Here is an 18,695-nt window from a genome sequence, read left to right on the forward strand (position 1 = left end):
CGCTGGCGGCGGCGCGATTCGAGCGTCGCCTTGAAGGAGAAGCACCGTGATTAGCCCCGACGCGAACGCACAGATTCCTGAGGTGATTCGTCACGCCCACTTCATCGGCATCGGCGGCTCTGGCATGAGCGGCATCGCCACGATGTTCCTGCAGCGCGGCGTCACCGTCTCGGGCTCCGATCGCTCGGGCAACGACTACACCGAGAAGCTCGCGCAGGCTGGCGCGACGGTCTCGATCGGGCACGACGCCGCGAACCTCGACGAGTCGGTTGACACCGTCGTCGTCACCTCGGCGCTTTGGCCTGACAACCCGGAGCTCGTGCTCGCGCGCGAACGCGGCCTGAACATCCTGCACCGCTCGCAGGCGCTGGTCTGGTTGACTCGCGCCGCGCGCGTGGTCGCCGTCGCCGGGGCGCACGGCAAGACCACGTCGACGGGCATGATCGCAAGCTCCCTGCTCGAACTCGGGGCCGACCCGAGCTTCGTCAACGGTGGCGTCATTAGCTCGCTCGGCACGAATGAGCACCTCGGGGCCGACCGCGAGTTCATCGTGGAGGCCGACGAGTCCGACGGCTCGTTCCTCTTCTACGACACCTCGATCGCGCTCATCACCAACGTCGACAACGACCATCTCGACCACTACGGCACCGAGGAGGCCTTCGAAGCGGCGTTCGTGCAGTTCGCGAACCGGGCGAACGAGGCCGTCATCGTCTCGGGCGACGATCGACTCGCGGTTGAAATCACCGCGAAGCTCGAGCACCCCCACGTGGTGCGCTTTGGTGAAGGCGAGCACAACGATGTTCGCGTCACGAACATCACCACGGCCGACGGCGGGGTCGCGTTTGACCTCACCGCCAACGGCATGACAGTGCCCGCGCAGCTTGCGGTGCCCGGCCGCCACAACGCCCTCAACGCCGCAGGTGCCCTTGCCGTGCTGCTTCACCTCGGCTTCACGCTCGAGGCTGCCGCAGCATCCCTGCGCGCCTTCGGCGGCACAAAGCGGCGCTTTGACCTCCAGGGCGAGGTCGACGGCGTTCGCGTCTACGACGACTACGCCCACCACCCGGCTGAGGTCGAGGCGGCGCTCTCAGCGGCGCGCACCGTCGTGGGTGAGGGCCGCATCATCGCAGTGCACCAGCCGCACCTGTTCTCGCGCACGCAGGCCATGAGCGATGTGTTCGCCGAAGTCTACGAGCGCCTGGCCGACCACACGATCGTGCTCGATGTCGACGGCGCCCGCGAAGACCCGGTGCCGGGCGTCACGGGCGCGCTCGTGTCGGAGGCATTCAGCGACGCAAGCCTCGTCGAATACCAGCCCGACTGGAGTGACGCGGCGCAGGCTGTTGCCCGCGTCGCCGAACCCGGCGACTACGTCATCACCCTCGGCTGCGGCAATGTGTACCGCATCGTGCCGCAGCTGCTCGACGCGCTGCGTGAGCGCGACGCAGATGGAAGCGGGCGTGACTAGCGGCACTCCAGAGGACCAGGGCGGCGCGCGTCGTCGCGGTGGCATCGGCGCCGTCTGGCGCGCGAGCCTCGCTCGGCGTCGCCATGATCGCGCCGAGGTGCGTCGATTTACCCGCCGGCGCGTCGCTCGACGCCGCGGCTGGCTCATCGGGCTGAGCTCGTTCGCCCTGCTTATCGCGTTTGTCCTCGTCGCGGTGTTTACACCGCTCATGAGCGTGCGCACGATCGAGGTCGAGGGCACCTCACGACTCGACCCCGCGGCTGTGCAGGAGGCGCTTGCGCCGCTCGAGGGGAAACCGCTCGCGCAGGTGTCGAACGCCGACGTTGAGGCGCTGCTCGAGGAGTTCGTGCTCGTGCAGAGCTACACCGTGCAGCGCACACCACCCTCGACGCTCGTCGTGCAGCTCGTTGAACGCGAGCCCATCGGCCGGTATGAGCACGATGCGGGCGAGGCCGTTGTTGACGCGGCCGGCGTCGTACTCTGGCAGGTCGGCGGCGAGGGCGCGCCCGACGAGGAGCTCACGCTGCCGGTGATGGATGCCGGCTCGCTCGGCTCCGAGGCTTTCCTGGCTGCGGGGCGCGTGTCGCTCGCGCTACCGAGCGACTTCCGTGCGCAGGTCGCAAAGATCACCGCATCCTCGTCCGAAAGTGTCGTGCTGCACCTCACGAGCGGCGCGACCGTGACGTGGGGTAGCGCTGAGGACTCGCAGCGCAAGGCGCAGGTGCTCACCTCGTTGATCACTGCGACACAGGACGTCGGCATCTCGTCGTACGACGTTTCGAGTCCCGACACGCCGGTCACCCACTAGGCGGAAAGCTTCAACCCGGGGTTGAAGCGATTTGGGCCACCTGGGCAACACGCCCGGCATGCCTGGGGTGCGGGCGCAATTCCCGCTTCTAGGGTTGCTCTCGAAATCCCGCCCAACACGACCACGACAAAGGGGCCGCTCACGTGTCGAACACCAGTGCAGCAACGAACAACTACCTCGCCGTAATCAAGGTCGTCGGCGTTGGTGGCGGTGGCGTGAATGCCGTGAACCGAATGATCGACATCGGTCTGCGCGGCGTTGAGTTCATCGCGATCAACACTGACGCGCAGGCGCTGCTGATGTCGGACGCCGACGTCAAGCTCGACGTCGGCCGCGAACTTACCCGTGGCCTCGGCGCCGGCGCCGACCCGGAGATTGGCCGTCGCGCCGCCGAAGACCACGTTGAGGAGATCGAGGAGGCGCTCACCGGCGCCGACATGGTCTTCGTCACCGCCGGTGAGGGTGGCGGCACCGGTACGGGTGGTGCGCCCGTCGTCGCGCGCATCGCGAAGTCGCTCGGCGCTCTCACCATCGGTGTCGTCACGAAGCCGTTCTCGTTCGAGGGTCGTCGCCGCGCCGACCAGGCCGAACACGGCGTCGCCGCGCTCAAGGAGCAGGTCGACGCGCTCATCGTCGTGCCGAACGACCGCCTGCTCGCGATCAGCGACCGCGGCATCTCCATGCTCGAGGCGTTCGCCACAGCCGACCAGGTGCTCCTCGCCGGTGTGCAGGGCATCACCGATCTCATCACCAATCCGGGCGTGATCAACGTCGACTTCGCCGACGTGAAGTCGGTCATGCAGGGTGCCGGTTCGGCCCTCATGGGTATTGGTACCTCGCGCGGCGCTGACCGCTCGGTGAAGGCCGCCGAACTCGCGGTCGCGTCGCCGCTGCTTGAAGCCTCGATCGAGGGCGCGCACGGCGTGCTCCTGTCGGTGCAGGGTGGCTCGAACCTCGGCATGTTCGAGGTCGCCGAGGCCGCGCAGCTCGTACGCGACGCCGTGCACGAGGGCGCGAACATTATTCTCGGTACCGCGGTTGACGACACTCTCGGCGACGAGGTGCGCGTGACGGTCATCGCCGCCGGCTTCGACGGTGGCCAGCCCCGTCCGCTCGACGAGGCAGAGATCCCGAAGTCGGCGCCGAGCCCGCTGCCCTCGCTCGAAGAGGCCACCGCGCGCAACCAGTCGGCGAAGCAGGAGGAGCCGCAGGCACCGGCCTACGCCTCGACCAACGCCTCGACCAACGCCTCGAACTCGGCCAACGCGGCAGGCTCGACCGAGCAGCCGGCCGAGCGCAAGCCCGCTGAAGAGGCGGCCCCGCGTCTCGGCGAGAGCCCCGCGTGGTCGACCGCCGAGGCGCCGACCATCTCGCCGCGCCAGACCGAGTCGCCCTATGCCGACGCCTCGTACGGTGAGGACGAGAACGACCTCGACATCCCCGACTTTCTGCGCTAGATCGTCGTGACCACTACGCCCGTTTCGCCCTCGTGGGGGAGTGACGCAGAGCTCGCGCACCGTCTCGAGACNGCATTTCTGCTGCCGCGGACGCAGCCGGCCGCTCTGCGGAACAGATCACGCTCGTCGCTGTCACGAAGTTCCACGACCCCGAAATCGTGCGCGCCCTTGCTGAGCTCGGCGTGCGTGACTTCGGTGAGAACCGCCACCCAGAATCGCGGCTCAAGGCCGAGGTTGCCCACGAGGTGGCGGACGCCCAGCTGCACTTCATCGGACAGCTCCAACGCAACAAGGCCCGGCAGGTCGCGCGCTACGCCGACGTCATCGAGTCCATCGACCGCGAGGACCTCGTCGAGGCCCTCGGGAAGCTCGAGGACGTGACGGTCGATGTGACGATTCAGCTCTCGATCGATGGCGACACGAGCCGCGGAGGCGTGCCGCTGACCGAGGCTGAGTCGCTCGCCGAGCGCATCCTCGCAACTCACACGCTGCGGCTTCGCGGCGTGATGACCGTCGCCCCGATCGACATGGAGCCCGAGGCCGCGTTCGCGCAGGCGCGCGAAACTTCGGAGCGCATCCGCACCCTCGCGCCCGACGCAGATTGGCTGTCGATGGGCATGTCTCACGACTTCCATTCAGCAATTTCACAGGGAGCAACACACCTGCGAATCGGCGAGGCAATCACCGGAAAACGGTCCGGCCAGCAATAACGTGGAGTAACACCAATCACAGGAGGCAACAATGGCTAACCCCCTTCGCAATGCCATGGTCTACCTCGGCCTCGCCGAGGAGCAGGAAGAGACCACTGCGACGACCGCATCCGCACGCCCGGCACCGGCGCCGGGGGCCGTGCAGACCGACCGCGTCGAGGCGGTGCAGGAGGAAGAGTTCTCGGCCCCCGTGACGCCGATCAAGCCGACGATGACCCCCGCGCCAGCTCCGAAGCCCTCGACCACAGCAGTTGGAGAGATGAACGAAATCCTCACCGTCCACCCGAAGGCCTACGACAAGGACGCCCAGCTCATCGCCGAGAGCTTCCGCGACGGCGTGCCCGTCATCATGAACCTCTCGCAGATGACCGACGCCGACGCGCGCCGCATCATCGACTTCGCGTCGGGCCTCACCCAGGGTCTCAACGGTCGTATCGAGCGCGTCACGAACCGCGTGTTCCTGCTCACGCCCGAGCACGTCAACGTGCACGGTGACGAGCAGCACGTTCGCAACGACGACCCGACCTTCTTCGCCTAGGCGGTAGGGCCTCGGGCCTCCAGGTGTGATCACCTCGGCGGTGCACCGAATACGGTGCGCCGCCGATGGCTGTTTTCCCAGAGCCTGGCAGAATAACTAGGTGGTCGCTCGCCCGACCGCTTGAACCTCACAGAAAGCGCGCCCCCTTTGGCTCTCATTGGCACGATCCTGCTGATCGCCCTGCAGCTCTACAACTTCGTCATGTGGGCGCGGCTCATCCTCGATTGGGTGGTTGTGCTCGTGCCGAGCTTCCGGCCGCGCGGCTTCGTGCTGTTGCTGGCCGAATTCGTCTACACGCTGACCGATCCACCGCTGAAGTTCGTGCGCCGCTGGATCAAGCCGGTGCGGGTTGGTCCTGTCGCGCTCGACCTCGCCTGGATCGTCGTGATCATCGCGCTGAGCGTGCTCTCGATCGTCGTGCGGAGCATCTTCTTCTAAGACTTGCCCGCTATCGTGGACGGGTTCACCGCTAGGGAATGTGACGAACGTGGCACAAGTACCGTAGTGTGATCGGTACCAAACTTCTTGTCGAAACGAAAGGGTCGGAAATGGCACTGACTCCGGAAGACGTGGTCAATAAGCGTTTTCAGCAGACGAAGTTCCGGGAGGGATACGACCAGGACGAAGTAGACGACTTCCTTGATGAAGTTGTTGTTGAACTGCGTCGCCTGATCGCCGAGAACGACGAACTGCGCACTGAAAACGAGCGACTGCAGTCGGAGGGTGCGTCCGCACCCGCGGCGGCAGCGCAGGCCCAACCCGAGGCACCGGCCAAGCAGGAGGCCCCCGCGGCTCCGGCTCCCGCAGCTCAGGCCGCTGCACCTGCCGCCGCGCTCGGCGCTGGCGAAGACGAGGCAGCGTCGAGCTCTTCGCTCCTTGCCCTTGCCCGTCGGCTCCATGACGAGCACATCGCCGAAGGTACTCGCACCCGCGATCAGCTCATCAAGGAAGCCGAGACGAAGGCGTCGAAGCTCGTTGCTGATGCCGAGGCCGAGGCGAAGAAGCGCAAGGCCGACGCCGAAGCGGTCGCGACCAAGCTTGTTCAGGAGGCCGAGGCCGCCGCGACTAAGCGCACTCAGGACTCGCAGACCAACGCGAACCGCCTGGTGAGCGAGGCTGAAAACAAGGCGAAGACGCTGATCACGAATGCGGAGACCCGCGAGCGCGAGATCACGACGAGCCTTGAGAACACGAAGAGCCGACTCGAGGAGCGCATCGAAGAGTTGCGCGGCTTCGAGGCGAGCTACCGCACGCAGCTGCGCAGCTACATCGAGGGTCAGCTCGAAGAATTCACTGCTTCAAGCAACGAGCTCGACGGTGGCGAGGCGAAGAACTAGCACCGCGTGAGCGATGAATTCCCCAAACGGCGAGTCCGGCCAGGAGTCCTTACACTCCTGGCCGGAATCGCTGTTGTTTGGTTTTCCCTCGACCAATTCACCAAGCACCTCGTCGAAACCAACCTGACGGAAGGCGAGGTCGTGCCGGTGCTCGGCAGCGCCCTGCAGTGGTATTTCGTGCGCAACCCTGGTGCGGCCTTCTCGATGATCGCCGACATGACATGGATCCTCACGGTCGTGGCCACCGCGGTCGTCGTCGTCATCGTCGTGCTCGCCCGGCGCATCCAGTCGAAGTGGTGGGCGCTCGTGTTCGGCCTCGTGCTCGGCGGTGCGCTCGGCAACCTCGTGGATCGACTGTTTCGGCCGCCGTCGTTCGGTGAGGGACACGTCGTCGACTTCATCTCGACGCCGTGGATGATGCCGGCGATCTACAACGTCGCCGACATCGGCGTGGTCGTGGGGATGTGCCTGTTCGTGCTGCTCACGATTCTCGACGTCGGCCTTGACGGTCGTCGTCGCAGGCGCAGCGACGACGAGCCGGCGGATGACGTCGAGTCGACGCCCGACGGAAGCACACGAGCCTAGGCATGGAATCACGCATGCTTCCGGTGCCCGATGGCCTCGACGGCGAGCGGGTGGATGCCGGGGTCTCGAAGCTCCTCGGGCTCAGCCGTTCGCGCGTTGCAGCGATCGCAGATCGGGGCACGGTGCGCCTGGATGGCCGGGTCGTCGGCAAATCGGACCGCCTGCGGGCCGGCGCGATGCTCGACGTCGAGTGGGAACCCGAGCGGCCCCTCCAGGTTGAGCCGATCGAGGTGCCCGAGCTCGAGATTGTCCACGACGAGACGAGCTTCGTCGTGGTGATGAAGCCGGTCGGCGTCGCCGCGCATCCCTCGGTGGGTTGGACTGGCCCGACTGTGCTCGGCGCGCTCGCTGCGGCGGGCTTCCGCATCTCGACCTCTGGGCAGCCGGAGCGCCAGGGCATCGTGCACCGCCTCGACGTCGGTACGAGCGGCCTGATGGTCGTGGCGAAGACCGAGCGCGCCTACTCGGTGCTCAAGCAGGCGTTCCGCGACCGCACCGTCGACAAGACGTATCACGCGGTCGTGCAGGGGCTGCTCGATCCGCTCTCGGGCACGATCGACGCGCCGATCGGCCGGCATCCCGGCTCGAGCTGGAAGTTCGCGGTGGTCGCTGGCGGCAAGCCGTCAATTACCCACTATGAGACGCTTGAGGCGTTCCGCCGCGGCTCGCTCATCGAAGTGCACCTCGAGACGGGCCGCACACACCAGATCCGCGTGCACACGTCGGCTCAGCACCACCCGTGCATGGGCGACCCACTGTACGGCGGCGACCCGAAGCTCGCGGCCGCGCTGGGCCTCGAGCGGCAGTGGCTGCACGCCGTGAAACTCGGTTTCGAGCATCCCGAGCGTGGCGGCTACGTCGAGTTCAGCTCGGAGTATCCGGCCGATCTGCAACATGCCCTCGAACTCCTCCGGGCAGGTCAGCCCGAGTAGACTCGAGGCTTCGCAAGAGCTTGGAGGAACACCGTGGCGGCATCAGACTCGTTCGTTCACCTGCACAACCACACCGAGTATTCGATGCTCGACGGCGCGGCGAAGATTGAGGACATGATCAAACGCGCGGCCGAACTCGGTATGCCGGCGATCGCCACAACCGACCACGGCAACATGTTCTCGGCGTACGAGTTCTTCCGCACAGCGAAGCGCTACGACATTAAGCCGATCATCGGCACCGAGGCGTACCTCACGCCGGGCACACACCGTTCAGACCGCTCGCGCGTGCGTTGGGGCAACGGCGGCGGTGACGACGTCTCGGGTGGTGGCGCTTACACCCACATGACGATGCTTTCCGAGACCACCGAGGGCATGCACAACCTATTCCGACTTTCGTCGTACGCGTCGATTGAGGGGCAGTACTTTAAGCCGCGCATGGACCGTGAGCTGCTGCAGCGCTACGCCAAGGGCGTCATCGCGACGACGGGTTGCCCCTCGGGCGAGGTGCAGACGCGTCTGCGGCTAGGGCAGTGGGATGCGGCGGTCGAGGCCGCGGGGGAGTTCCGCGATATCTTCGGCAAGGACAACTTCTTCCTCGAGTTCATGGACCACGGGGTCGGCGTCGAGCGCCGGGTGCGCGATGACCTGCTCAAGCTGCGCGACCACATGGACCTGCCGATGGTCATCACGAACGACCTCCACTACACGCACAAGGAAGACGCCGTCGCACACTCGGCGCTGCTCTGCGTGCAGTCGGGTTCGACCCTCGACGACCCGAATCGCTTCAAGTTCGACGGCGAGGGGTACTACCTCAAGACCGCCGAGGAGATGCGGCACCAGTTCCGCGAGTTCCCTGAGGGCTGCGACAACACCCTCCTGATCGCCGAGCGCTGCTCGGCCGCCTTCGACGAAGAGGCAAACTACATGCCCGCGTTCCCGGTACCCGAGGGCGAGACCGAGGCGACGTGGTTCGTGAAAGAGGTCGACCGCGGCCTGCACTACCGCTACGGCGACACGATCCCCGATGACGTGCGCAAGCAGGCCGACTACGAGATCGGCATCATCACCCAGATGGGCTTCCCGGGTTACTTCCTCGTTGTTGCCGACTACATCCAGTGGGCGAAGCAGAACGGCGTGCGCGTCGGCCCGGGCCGCGGCTCGGGCGCCGGCTCGATGTGCGCCTACGCGATGCGCATTACCGACCTCGACCCGCTCGAGCACGGCCTGATCTTCGAGCGCTTCCTCAACCCCGACCGCGTCTCGATGCCCGACTTCGATATCGACTTTGACGACCGTCGCCGCTCCGAGGTGATCCACTACGTCACCGAAAAGTACGGCGACGAGTACGTCGCGCAGATCGTTACGTACGGCACGATCAAGTCGAAGCAGGCGCTAAAGGATGCCTCGCGCGTGCTCGGCTACCCCTTCTCGGTCGGCGACCAACTCACGAAGGCGATGCCCGAGGCGATTATGGGCAAGGACATCCCGCTCGCCGGTGTCTACGACACGACGCACCCGCGCTACAAGGAAGCGGGGGAGATGCGTGCCGTCATCGAGTCGAACCCCGACTTCCAGAAGGCGTTCGAGACCGCGAAGGGCATCGAGGGCCTGAAGCGCCAGTGGGGTGTGCACGCGGCCGGCGTGATCATGTCATCGCAGCCGATCATCGACGTGATCCCGCTCATGAAGCGTGAGCAGGACGGCCAGATCGTCACGCAGTTCGACTACCCCTCGTGCGAGTCGCTCGGCCTGATCAAGATGGACTTCCTCGGGCTGCGCAACCTCACGATCATCTCGGATGCGCTCGAGAACATCACGCAGAACCGCGGCGAGACGATCGACCTCGAGACCCTCGAACTCAACGACAAGGCGACGTACGAACTCCTGAGCCGCGGCGACACGCTCGGCGTGTTCCAGCTCGATGGCAACGGCCTGCGCTCGTTGCTGCGCCTCATGCGCCCCGACAACTTCGACGACGTTTCGGCGACCATCGCGCTGTACCGCCCCGGTCCCATGGGCGCGAACTCGCACACGAACTACGCGATGCGCAAGAACGGCCAGCAGCCGATCACGCCGATCCATCCCGAGCTCGAAGAGCCGCTCGCCGACATCCTCTCGGAGTCGTACGGCCTCATCATCTACCAGGAGCAGGTGATGGCGATCGCGCAGAAGGTCGCTGGCTACACGCTCGGCCAGGCCGACCTACTGCGTCGCGCGATGGGTAAAAAGAAGAAGTCCGAGCTCGACAAGCAGTTCGCGATCTTCTCGGAGGGCATGAATCAGAACGGCTTCTCGGATGCGGCCGTGAAGGCGCTCTGGGACATCCTGCTGCCGTTCTCGGACTACGCGTTCAACAAGGCGCACTCGGCCGCGTACGGCGTGATCTCGTACTGGACCGCGTTCCTCAAGACGCACTACGCGCCCGAGTACATGGCCGGCCTGCTCACCTCGGTGGGTGACTCGCGCGACAAGCTCGCCGAGTACCTCAACGAGTGCCGCCGCATGCGCATCCAGGTGCTGCAGCCCGACGTGAACGAGTCGACCCTGCGCTTCCGCGCTGTCGGCCACGACATCCGCTTCGGCCTCGGCGCCGTGCGGAACGTGGGCGAGCAGGTCGTCGCCNAGATCATCAAGGCGCGCGAGGACCAGGGTGACTTCACCTCGTTCCACGACTTCCTCAAGAAGGTGCCGATCTCGGTCGCGAACAAGCGCACCGTCGAATCGCTCATCAAAGCAGGTGCCTTCGACACGATGGGCCCGACGCGCCGCGCGCTGCTCGAGATTCACGAGGACGCGATCGACGCGGCCGTAAGCCGCAAGCGCAACGAGGCCCATGGCCAGGTCGACCTCTTCGCGGGGCTCATGGAGTTCGAGGAAGAAGAGCAGGTGGTGCCGGAGCGCCCAGAGTTCACGCGCAAGGACAAGCTCGCCTTCGAGCGGGACATGCTCGGCCTCTACGTATCTGACCATCCGCTCAAGGGGCTTGAGGTCGAGCTGTCGAAGCTCTCGGCCACGCCGATCCTCGACCTCGTCGGCGACACCGAGGTACGCGATGGCGAGCAGGTGCAGATCGCCGGGCTCATTACGACGGTGCAGCACCGCGTGGCGCGCAACTCGGGCAACCCGTACGGCCTCGTCTCGCTCGAGGACTTCGGCGGCGAGATCACCGTCATGTTCCTCGGCAAGACCTACCTCGAATACCGCGATCAGCTCGAGAGCGACACGATCGCCGTGATTCGTGGCCGGGCGCAGCACCGCGACGACGGCATCAACATCACGGCGCAGGGAATCACGGTGCCGCACCTGTCGGTCGGCGACAACCCGCCGCTCACCCTGACGCTGCCCGATGTGCGGGCGACCGAGACGGTCGTGACCGAACTAGATGAACTCCTGCGCCGCAACATAGGCGAGTCGGAGGTGCGCCTGCACCTCGAGACGCAGCAATCGGTGCGCGTGTTCGAGCTGCCGCACCGGGTGTCGCTCGGGTCGGCGATCTACTCGGAGCTCGCTGCACTGCTCGGCCCCGGCTCGGTCAGCTAGCGACGGGTTCGGGGTGCGGGGCACCGCGCGCTCGTCATTAGAATGGGGTCACTATGATCCAGCTCATTGACCTGCGCGGCCGCGACCTTTCGGCCGCGCAGCTGCGCGACGCCCTGCCCCGCCCCGAGGTCGACGTGAGCCGTGCGCTCGCCGGCGCGACCCAGCTCATCCAAGACGTGCGCGAGCATGGGGCGGATGCGCTGCGCGAGCAGGCCGAGAAGTTCGATGGGGTGCGCCCTGAGCACCTCCGGGTGCCGCAGCAGGCCATTGATGACGCCGTCGCGGGGCTCGATGCGCAGGTGCGTGCCGGGCTCGACGAAATGATTCGCCGCGTGCGGCTCGGATCGGCGGCCCAGGTGCCGCCGCCCGCGCGCACCGAACTCGGGAACGGCGCCATCATCGAGCAGCGGTGGCAGCCGGTCGACCGCGTCGGGCTCTACGTACCCGGCGGTAAGGCCGTGTACCCCTCGAGCGTTGTCATGAACGTGGTACCCGCCCAGGCGGCTGGCGTGCGGTCGATCGCCCTCGCTTCGCCCGCGCAGGCCGAGTTCGGCGGGCTGCCGCACCCGACCATCCTTGCCGCCGCGGGCATCCTCGGCGTCACCGAGGTGTATGCGATGGGTGGCGCGGGCGCGATTGGCGCGCTCGCCTACGGTGTCGCCGAGCTCGACCTTGCGCCGGTCAACGTCATCACCGGCCCGGGGAATGTCTGGGTCGCGGCGGCGAAGCGGGCCGTCAGTGCCCAGGTCGGCATCGACGCCGAGGCCGNGCCCCACCGAGATCCTCATCATCGCCGATGAGACCGCGCAGCCGCGGCTCATCGCCGCCGACCTGCTCAGCCAGGCCGAGCACGACGAGCTGGCCGCGGCCGTGCTCGTCACCGACAGCCAGACTCTCGCCGACGCGGTGGCGACCGAACTCGCGGCCATCGCCGCCGCGACCAAGCACGCCGAGCGCGTCAACGTCTCACTCTCGGGCCAGCAGTCGGCGATCGTGCTCGTCGACGACCTTCCCGCGGCCTGCGCCGTGTCGAACGTCTACGGCCCCGAGCACCTCGAACTTCACACCGCCGACGACGACGCGACGCTGCACAACATCACGAACGCGGGCGCGATCTTCCTCGGCCCGAACTCGCCCGTGCCGCTCGGCGACTACATCGCCGGATCGAACCACGTGCTGCCCACAGGCGGCCAGTCGGCGCACTCGGCCGGCCTCGGCGCCTACACGTTCCTGCGCGCCCAACAGATCATTCGCTACGACGCCGCGGCGCTCGCCGACGTCGCCGATCGCCTCAGCGCGGTGGCGCTCGCGGAAGACCTGCCGGCCCACGCCGCGGCGGTCGCCGCCCGCGCGACGACGGGGGAGTAGCGCCGTGCACTGCCCCTTCTGTCGCCACCCCGATTCGCGCGTCATCGACTCGCGCACCACCGATGACGGCTACGCGATTCGTCGTCGTCGCCAGTGCCCGAACTGCAATCGCCGCTTCTCGACGCTGGAGACCGCGAGCCTCAGCGTGATCAAGCGCTCAGGCGTCGCCGAGTCGTTCTCGCGTGACAAGGTGATGTCGGGCGTGCGCAAGGCGTGCCAGGGCCGCCCGGTCACCGATGCCGACCTCNCGCAGCTCGCGCAGAAGGTCGAAGAGACGATCCGGCAGTCTGGCGCTTCGCAGGTCGAGGCGAACGAGATCGGCCTCGCGATCCTGCCGTTCCTGCGCGAGCTCGACGACATCGCGTACCTCCGCTTCGCGAGTGTGTATCAGGGCTTTGCCTCGCTGAACGACTTCGAGCAGGCGATCCAACACCTCAAGCACGACGACATCGTGCCGAAGTACTCCGACGAGACCGTCGACGGCGAGCCGCTCGACCAGTCCGAATAGCGAAGGAATCCCAGTGCTACTGCAACTCGCTCGAGCCGGTTACCGCGTTGTCTTCAACTGCGTCTTTCGACGCATGGATGCCGAGAAGGCCCACCACTTCGGTGCCACGGTAATCCGCTGGATCGGGTCGCTGCGACCGCTCGCGGCGGTGCTCGGTCGCTTCACCAAGCCGGATGCGCGGCTGCGCACGAGCGCGCTCGGACTCGAGTTCCCCTCGCCCTTCGGCCTCGCGGCCGGCTTCGACAAGAATGCCGACATGGTTGACGGCCTCGCGGCGCTCGGCTTCGGCCACGTCGAGGTGGGCACCGTGACGCCGCTCGCGCAGCCGGGCAATCCGAAGCCGAGGATGTACCGTCTGCCCCGCGACCGTGGCCTGATCAACCGCATGGGCTTCAACAACGACGGCGCCGAGGGGGCCGCGGCGTCGCTGCGCGCGCGCCGCAACCGCGGTGCCATCGTCGGTGTCAACATCGGCAAGAACAAGCTGACACGTGATGAGGATGCGGTCGCCGACTACGTTGCCGCGGCGAAGGCCGTGCGCGACGAGGCCGACTACCTGGTCATCAACGTGTCGTCGCCGAATACTCCGGGCCTTCGCGGTCTGCAGGAGCTTGACGCGCTCGAGCCGATCCTGCGCGAGACCCTCGATGCGGCCGACGGTGTGCCCCTGCTCGTCAAGATCGCGCCCGACCTTGAGAACGACGCGATCCAGCGCATCGGCGAGCTCGTGCGACGTGTCGGGCTCGCGGGCGTCGTCGCGACGAACACGACGATCTCGCGTGCTGGCCTGCGCGCCCCCGCCCGCGTCGTCGAGGCGTACGGCGCCGGCGGCCTTTCGGGGGCGCCGCTCGCGAACCGCTCGTTCGAAGTGCTGCGCCTCGTGCGGGCCGCGCTCGGCGACGACCTCNTGCGTCATCTCGGTCGGCGGCGTCACTGGCGCCGGCGATGTGCGCGCGAGGCTCGACGCCGGGGCGACGCTCGTGCAGGGCTACACGGCGTTCCTCTATGAGGGACCGATGTGGGCCGCGGCGATCAACCGCGAGCTGGCGCGCTAGCGGCCGGTGAACTCGACCTTGTCGAAGCGCTTCACCTGCGGCTTCGGCATGCGCAGCATGCGGATCTGCATGCTGCGGCCCATGGCTTGGAAGAGGAAGCCCTTTTCGGCCTTGTCGTCGCCGACGACCTCGCGCACCTTGCGGCGAATCATTACGCCGTAGAGCAGACCCTCGGCGACGCAGAGCGCGAGGTAGACCCAGATGAACATCATCGCCCAGACTGCGGCGTTCGTCTGCGGAATGAATGTGGCGAAGATCACGAGGAACATGAGGGGGAGGAGCCACTCACCGAGCGTGATGCGCGCGTCGATGAAGTCGCGCAGGTAGCGCTTCTGCGGACCGCGCTCGTTCGGGCGCAGGTAGCGGTCGTCGCCCCGGGCCATGCCCTCGCGCGCCTTCTGCTGCTCGACCTGCATCTTGGCCCTCGACTGGCGTTTAGCCTCCTTGCGGTCCTCGGGCACGAGCGGGCGGAAGTTCGCCGCCTCGGCGTCCCTACGGCGCGGCGTTGGTCCCTTCTTGGCCGGGGCCTGAGCGGCCTCGTCGCTCGACTCGGGGACGTTCTGCTCGCTCGCCGAATTCTTCGCCATGGTGTCCTTCTACGTTGACTGCGGTATCCGCCAATTCTAAGCGACGCGGATGCGTCGGGCGCAGGTCCCGCAAGAATCGGCCGCGACGTTCGCAATTAGCAAATCTGTCGACGTCGGCACAACGGCGAATCGCGACTGTGACGGGGAATGACGACACGTGACGAATCGTGACGACGTGGATCGTGGCGCTGCGAGACATCGGCTCACTGTTCACTAAGTTCGTGGGGGCTTTGGTGCACGTGCATATGTTTCCGAGGCAACCGATCCAACCCGCTCAAGGAGCTCTATGGCCTCGCGCATCCGCATCGTTCCGATGCTCGCCGCAGCTGTGCTCGCGCTTACCGGCTGCGCGGCCAGCACCACGACGACGAGCAGCGGCGATGCCACCACACCGCAGATGGGTGGCACGCTCGTGTACGGACTGCCCGACGACCTCGGCTGCATCGACCCGCAACAGGTCTCGTCGAACGACGCGATCGTCATGAGTAAGCCGCTCGTGGCGTCGCTGACGTGGCAGAACCCCGACACGGGCGAGATTGAGCCGTGGCTGGCAAGCTCGTGGGAGATCAATGACGAGTCGACCGAGTTCACTTTCCACCTCGCCGACGGCGCGAGCTACTCCGACGGCACACCGGTCGATGCGGCCTCGGTCAAGGCGAATTTCGACAGCATCCTCGAAATGGGTGCCGTCGCGGTGCTTGGCGCGCGGTACACCACCGGCCTCGAATCGGTCGAGACGCCCGACGATATGACGGTGCAGCTCACCTTTGCGTCGCCCCGCGGCGACTTCCTGCAGGCCTCCGCGTCGCAGGCACTCGGGATGATCTCAACCGAGTCGACGAAGAAGTCGCAGGCCGACCGCTGCGCCGGCGACTTCGCGGGCTCTGGCCCGTTCGCCCTCGATCGCTACGAGCCAGACACGATCGCCGTGCTGAAGGGTCGGAAGGACTACGCCTGGGCGCCGCCGAGCGTCGAGAACCAGGGTGCGCCCTACCTCGAGGAGCTTCGCTTCGCCGTCATTCCTGAGTCGTCGACCCTGACGGGCACGCTGCTGAGCAACCAGATTCAGGCGTCGAACAACATCTCGGCGCTCGACCAGGAGATCTTCTCGGAGCGCGGCTTCGAGCTCAACAACCGGGCGAACCCGGGCCAGGTCTACGGCTTCCTCGTCAACTTCGACAGCACGGTGGGCAAAGACCCGGCCGTGCGCCAGGCGCTCATGCACGCGATCGATCGCGACGCCGTCAACTCGCTACTCACGCCGAACGACCGCCCGGCCACCTCGGTGCTCAGCGACACGACGCCGCTCTACAACGACGTCTCCGACGAGTTTGCGTATGACGTCGACCTCGCGAACCAGCTGCTCGACGAGGCCGGTTGGGAGCTCGGCGCCGACGGTGTGCGCGAGAAGGACGGCGAGCGACTGAGCTTCACCCTCGACTACTGGCAGCCGACGGGCGACGCGCTCCAGCTGATTCAGCAGCAATTCAAGGACATCGGCGTCGATATGCAGCTCAAGCAGACCACCGTCGCGCAGCAGACCGGCACCATCGGGGACGGCTCGCGTGCCCTGTGGTGGGTGAACTCGACCCGGGCCGACCCGAGCGCGATGAGCAGCCTGATCGGTCCGAACGCGCTCTTCAACGAAAACCGCCCCGACACGAGCATCGACGAGGCGCTCCAGCGCATCGACGAGATCTCCGACCCCGAGCAGCGGCAGGAGGCGGTCGACGAGGCCGTCGCGCTCATCCTCGAGCAGGGCGCCGTGATTCCGGTCATGCAGCTCTCGACCACGATCGTGTCGTCGCCGACCACGCACGGCATCACGTTTGACGCCTCGAGCCGCGTCGACTTCGCTAGCGCCTGGACGGAGCAGTAACGATGGCGACCTACCTTCTGCGCCGCATCGGCTTCGGCGTCCTCATCATCTGGGCCGCGTTCACCGCGGCCTGGCTCATCCTCTTCTTCCTCCCCGGCGACGCGGTCGCGGCCGCGGGCGTGGATGCGTCCGACCCGGCGGCGCTCGAAGCCCGCCGAGAGGCGCTCGGCCTGAACCGACCCTGGTACGTGCAGTATGTTGCGGCCCTGTTCGGTGCCGTGCGCGGTGACTTCGGCGTCACCGTCGGCACTGGTGAGCCCGTCTCACAGATCATCGCTCGCGCGCTGCCGAACACCCTCGAACTCGTCGGCGTCGCGCTCGTGTTCGCGCTCATCATCGGCCTCGTCGTCGGCATCGCCTCGGTGTACCCCCGCGCCGCCTGGCTGCGCGGGCTGCTCTCGGCGCTGCCGCCCATCGCGATCTCGCTGCCGTCGTTCTGGCTCGGCCTCTTGCTGCTGCAGGCGTTCTCGTTCGGCCTCGGCTGGTTCCCCGCCTACAACACCGGCACGTTCGCCTCGATCGTGCTTCCTGCGCTCTCGCTCGCGATCACGACCGGTGCGTACCTCGCCCAGGTGCTCGCGTCGAGCCTGCGCATCGAAATGGCGAGCGCCTACGCCGAGCAGGTGCGGGCGAAGGGTGCCACCCGCCCCCGCATCGTGTTCGGCCACGCACTGCGCGGCGCGGCGTTGCCCTCCCTCAACATGGTCGGCATCCTCGTCGCCGGCATGCTCGGTGGCACCGTCGTGACCGAGACGGTGTTCTCGCGCAACGGCCTCGGCCGCGAGCTGATCGGCGCGGTCGAGAGCAGCGAGATTTCGGTCGTACTCGCGATCGTCACGATCGCGGCGCTCGTGTTCGTCGTGATCAACCTCATCGTCGACCTCGTGACCCCGCTCATCGACCGCCGAATCGCCCTGACCGGAAAGGTGGCGGCATAGTGACCTCGCTCACCCAAGTCACCAGCAACGCTGGCGCTCGCCGCAAGGTCGGCCTCGCCGGCAATATTGGCCTCGGCGTCGCCGTGCTGATCGTGCTCGTCGTCGTCGCGTGGGCCATCTGGCCCGGCCTGTTCACCGCGACCGACCCGGCTGCGGTCGACACCGCCGACCGGCTTCAGGCGCCCTCGGGCGCGCATCCCTTCGGCACAAACCAACTCGGGCAAGATGTTTACGCCCGCACCGTCTACGCCGCCTCGGTGACGCTCTCGGCGGCTGCACTCGCGGTCGGGCTCGGCTTCGGGGTCGGCTCGGTGCTCGGCCTGCTCGCGGGCTACCTGCGCGGCTGGGTCGACGAGGTGATCATGCGCCTCGTCGACGTGTTTCTTTCGATCCCCGCCATCCTCCTCTCGATCGCCATTGTCGCCTCGCTCGGCTTCGGCATCGTCGAGATCGGCGNTGGCCGTCGGAATCACGTCGATGGCGACCTTCGCCCGCGTCATGCGCTCGTCGGTGCTGCAGAACGCGCAGGCCGTTTACGTCGAGGCCGCGCTCATGAGCGGCGCCCGCTGGTATACCGTGCTCTGGCGCCACATCCTGCCGAACTCAATCACGCCGGTGATCTCGCTCATCGCGCTCGAATTCGGCGTCGCGCTGCTCGCCATCTCGTCGCTGAGCTTCCTCGGCTTCGGTGCGCCGCCAGACGTGCCCGAGTGGGGCGCGCTGATCTCGGCCGGCCGGGACTACATGGCGACCGCTTGGTGGCTGACGGTGCTGCCGGGACTCGTGATCGCAATCGTCGTGCTCGCCGCCTCCTACATTTCGAACCGAATCGCACGGGCAGGTAAGTGATGACGACTGCAACAACCACGCCGCTGCTGCGGGTACGCCAGCTCCACGTCGATTACCAGACCGACGGCGGCGATGTCGCCGGTGTCGCGGGCATCGACCTCGAGGTCAACCGCGGCGAGATCGTCGCGATCGTCGG

15 protein-coding genes and 2 pseudogenes are annotated in these 18,695 nt (G+C 66.9%); 16 read left to right on the plus strand and 1 reads right to left on the minus strand.

Features of this window, described 5'->3' with window-relative positions; all coding sequences use genetic code 11:
* The first annotated feature begins 46 nt into the window (after nucleotides 1-46).
* From murC to ID132_RS02200, 13 genes and pseudogenes are all read left to right on the plus strand, one after another.
* A complete protein-coding gene (murC, locus tag ID132_RS02140) occupies nucleotides 47-1,468 on the plus strand; it encodes a UDP-N-acetylmuramate--L-alanine ligase (RefSeq protein WP_125105755.1) in 1,422 nt (473 codons plus the stop codon).
* The gene (locus tag ID132_RS02145) at nucleotides 1,461-2,276 is read left to right on the plus strand and encodes a cell division protein FtsQ/DivIB (protein ID WP_164509672.1); all 816 of its coding nucleotides are present in this window, start codon (nucleotides 1,461-1,463) and stop codon (nucleotides 2,274-2,276) included. Before murC ends, ID132_RS02145 begins: the two co-directional genes overlap by 8 nt.
* A gap of 143 nt (nucleotides 2,277-2,419) precedes the next feature.
* Complete coding sequence (gene ftsZ / locus ID132_RS02150) at nucleotides 2,420-3,733, plus strand: cell division protein FtsZ (protein ID WP_193127753.1); 1,314 nt, start codon at nucleotides 2,420-2,422, stop codon at nucleotides 3,731-3,733.
* A gap of 116 nt (nucleotides 3,734-3,849) precedes the next feature.
* Nucleotides 3,850-4,443 (plus strand): YggS family pyridoxal phosphate-dependent enzyme, encoded by a 594-nt coding sequence (locus ID132_RS02155; RefSeq protein WP_328743566.1) that lies wholly within the window; start codon nucleotides 3,850-3,852, stop codon nucleotides 4,441-4,443.
* A gap of 31 nt (nucleotides 4,444-4,474) precedes the next feature.
* The gene (locus ID132_RS02160) at nucleotides 4,475-4,981 is read left to right on the plus strand and encodes a cell division protein SepF (RefSeq protein ID WP_125105759.1); all 507 of its coding nucleotides are present in this window, start codon (nucleotides 4,475-4,477) and stop codon (nucleotides 4,979-4,981) included.
* 147 nt (nucleotides 4,982-5,128) lie between these two features.
* Nucleotides 5,129-5,419, plus strand: coding sequence for a YggT family protein (locus ID132_RS02165; RefSeq protein ID WP_125105760.1), 291 nt, complete (start codon nucleotides 5,129-5,131; stop codon nucleotides 5,417-5,419).
* Between the two features lie 110 nt (nucleotides 5,420-5,529).
* Entirely contained in the window at nucleotides 5,530-6,318 is a 789-nt protein-coding gene (locus tag ID132_RS02170; protein ID WP_193127754.1) for a DivIVA domain-containing protein, read from the plus strand.
* Nucleotides 6,319-6,324: 6 nt separating this feature from the next.
* Complete coding sequence (gene lspA / locus ID132_RS02175; protein WP_241209061.1) at nucleotides 6,325-6,903, plus strand: signal peptidase II; 579 nt, start codon at nucleotides 6,325-6,327, stop codon at nucleotides 6,901-6,903.
* A gap of 2 nt (nucleotides 6,904-6,905) precedes the next feature.
* A complete protein-coding gene (locus ID132_RS02180) occupies nucleotides 6,906-7,835 on the plus strand; it encodes an RluA family pseudouridine synthase (protein ID WP_125105762.1) in 930 nt (309 codons plus the stop codon).
* 33 nt (nucleotides 7,836-7,868) lie between these two features.
* A complete protein-coding gene (gene dnaE / locus ID132_RS02185) occupies nucleotides 7,869-11,375 on the plus strand; it encodes a DNA polymerase III subunit alpha (RefSeq protein ID WP_193127755.1) in 3,507 nt (1,168 codons plus the stop codon).
* A 53-nt stretch (nucleotides 11,376-11,428) separates the two neighbouring features.
* Nucleotides 11,429-12,743 (plus strand): annotated as a pseudogene (gene hisD, locus ID132_RS02190) (histidinol dehydrogenase).
* Nucleotides 12,744-12,747: 4 nt separating this feature from the next.
* Nucleotides 12,748-13,251: a transcriptional regulator NrdR gene (gene nrdR / locus ID132_RS02195; RefSeq protein WP_193127756.1), complete on the plus strand. Its 504-nt coding sequence runs from the start codon at nucleotides 12,748-12,750 to the stop codon at nucleotides 13,249-13,251.
* Between the two features lie 73 nt (nucleotides 13,252-13,324).
* A pseudogene (locus ID132_RS02200) lies at nucleotides 13,325-14,306 on the plus strand (quinone-dependent dihydroorotate dehydrogenase).
* On the opposite strand, the gene ID132_RS02205 reads toward ID132_RS02200, so the two are convergent.
* Nucleotides 14,303-14,893: a DUF3043 domain-containing protein gene (locus ID132_RS02205; RefSeq protein WP_125105767.1), complete on the minus strand. Its 591-nt coding sequence runs from the start codon at nucleotides 14,891-14,893 to the stop codon at nucleotides 14,303-14,305. The pseudogene ID132_RS02200 and the gene ID132_RS02205 overlap by 4 nt on opposite strands.
* 286 nt (nucleotides 14,894-15,179) lie before the next feature.
* On the opposite strand from ID132_RS02205, the gene ID132_RS02210 reads away from it, so the two are divergent.
* The 3 genes from ID132_RS02210 (at nucleotide 15,180) to ID132_RS13450 (ending at nucleotide 18,559) form a co-directional block, all read left to right on the plus strand.
* On the plus strand, nucleotides 15,180-16,772 hold the full coding sequence (locus tag ID132_RS02210) for an ABC transporter substrate-binding protein (protein ID WP_125105768.1): 1,593 nt from the start codon (nucleotides 15,180-15,182) through the stop codon (nucleotides 16,770-16,772).
* 2 nt (nucleotides 16,773-16,774) lie between these two features.
* Nucleotides 16,775-17,710 carry an ABC transporter permease gene (locus tag ID132_RS02215; RefSeq protein WP_193127757.1) on the plus strand — a complete coding sequence of 312 codons (936 nt, stop codon included), beginning with the start codon at nucleotides 16,775-16,777 and terminating at the stop codon, nucleotides 17,708-17,710.
* Between the two features lie 477 nt (nucleotides 17,711-18,187).
* Complete coding sequence (locus tag ID132_RS13450) at nucleotides 18,188-18,559, plus strand: ABC transporter permease (protein ID WP_235988231.1); 372 nt, start codon at nucleotides 18,188-18,190, stop codon at nucleotides 18,557-18,559.
* The last annotated feature ends 136 nt before the right edge of the window (nucleotides 18,560-18,695 follow it).

The sequence above is a fragment of the Gulosibacter sediminis genome (genome assembly GCF_014904065.1).
Taxonomy (GTDB): Bacteria; Actinomycetota; Actinomycetes; order Actinomycetales; family Microbacteriaceae; genus Gulosibacter; species Gulosibacter sediminis.

Bases quoted from the DNA above. Each gene is read 5' to 3' on its own strand.
- ID132_RS02160 (WP_125105759.1), top strand. From the start codon at position 4,475: ATGGCTAACCCCCTTCGCAATGCCATGGTCTACCTCGGCCTCGCCGAG.
- ID132_RS13450 (WP_235988231.1), top strand. From the start codon at position 18,188: ATGGCGACCTTCGCCCGCGTCATGCGCTCGTCGGTGCTGCAGAACGCG.
- ID132_RS02215 (WP_193127757.1), top strand. From the start codon at position 16,775: ATGGCGACCTACCTTCTGCGCCGCATCGGCTTCGGCGTCCTCATCATC.
- ID132_RS02170 (WP_193127754.1), top strand. From the start codon at position 5,530: ATGGCACTGACTCCGGAAGACGTGGTCAATAAGCGTTTTCAGCAGACG.
- ID132_RS02205 (WP_125105767.1), bottom strand. From the start codon at position 14,893: ATGGCGAAGAATTCGGCGAGCGAGCAGAACGTCCCCGAGTCGAGCGAC.
- ID132_RS02210 (WP_125105768.1), top strand. From the start codon at position 15,180: ATGGCCTCGCGCATCCGCATCGTTCCGATGCTCGCCGCAGCTGTGCTC.
- ID132_RS02180 (WP_125105762.1), top strand. From the start codon at position 6,906: ATGGAATCACGCATGCTTCCGGTGCCCGATGGCCTCGACGGCGAGCGG.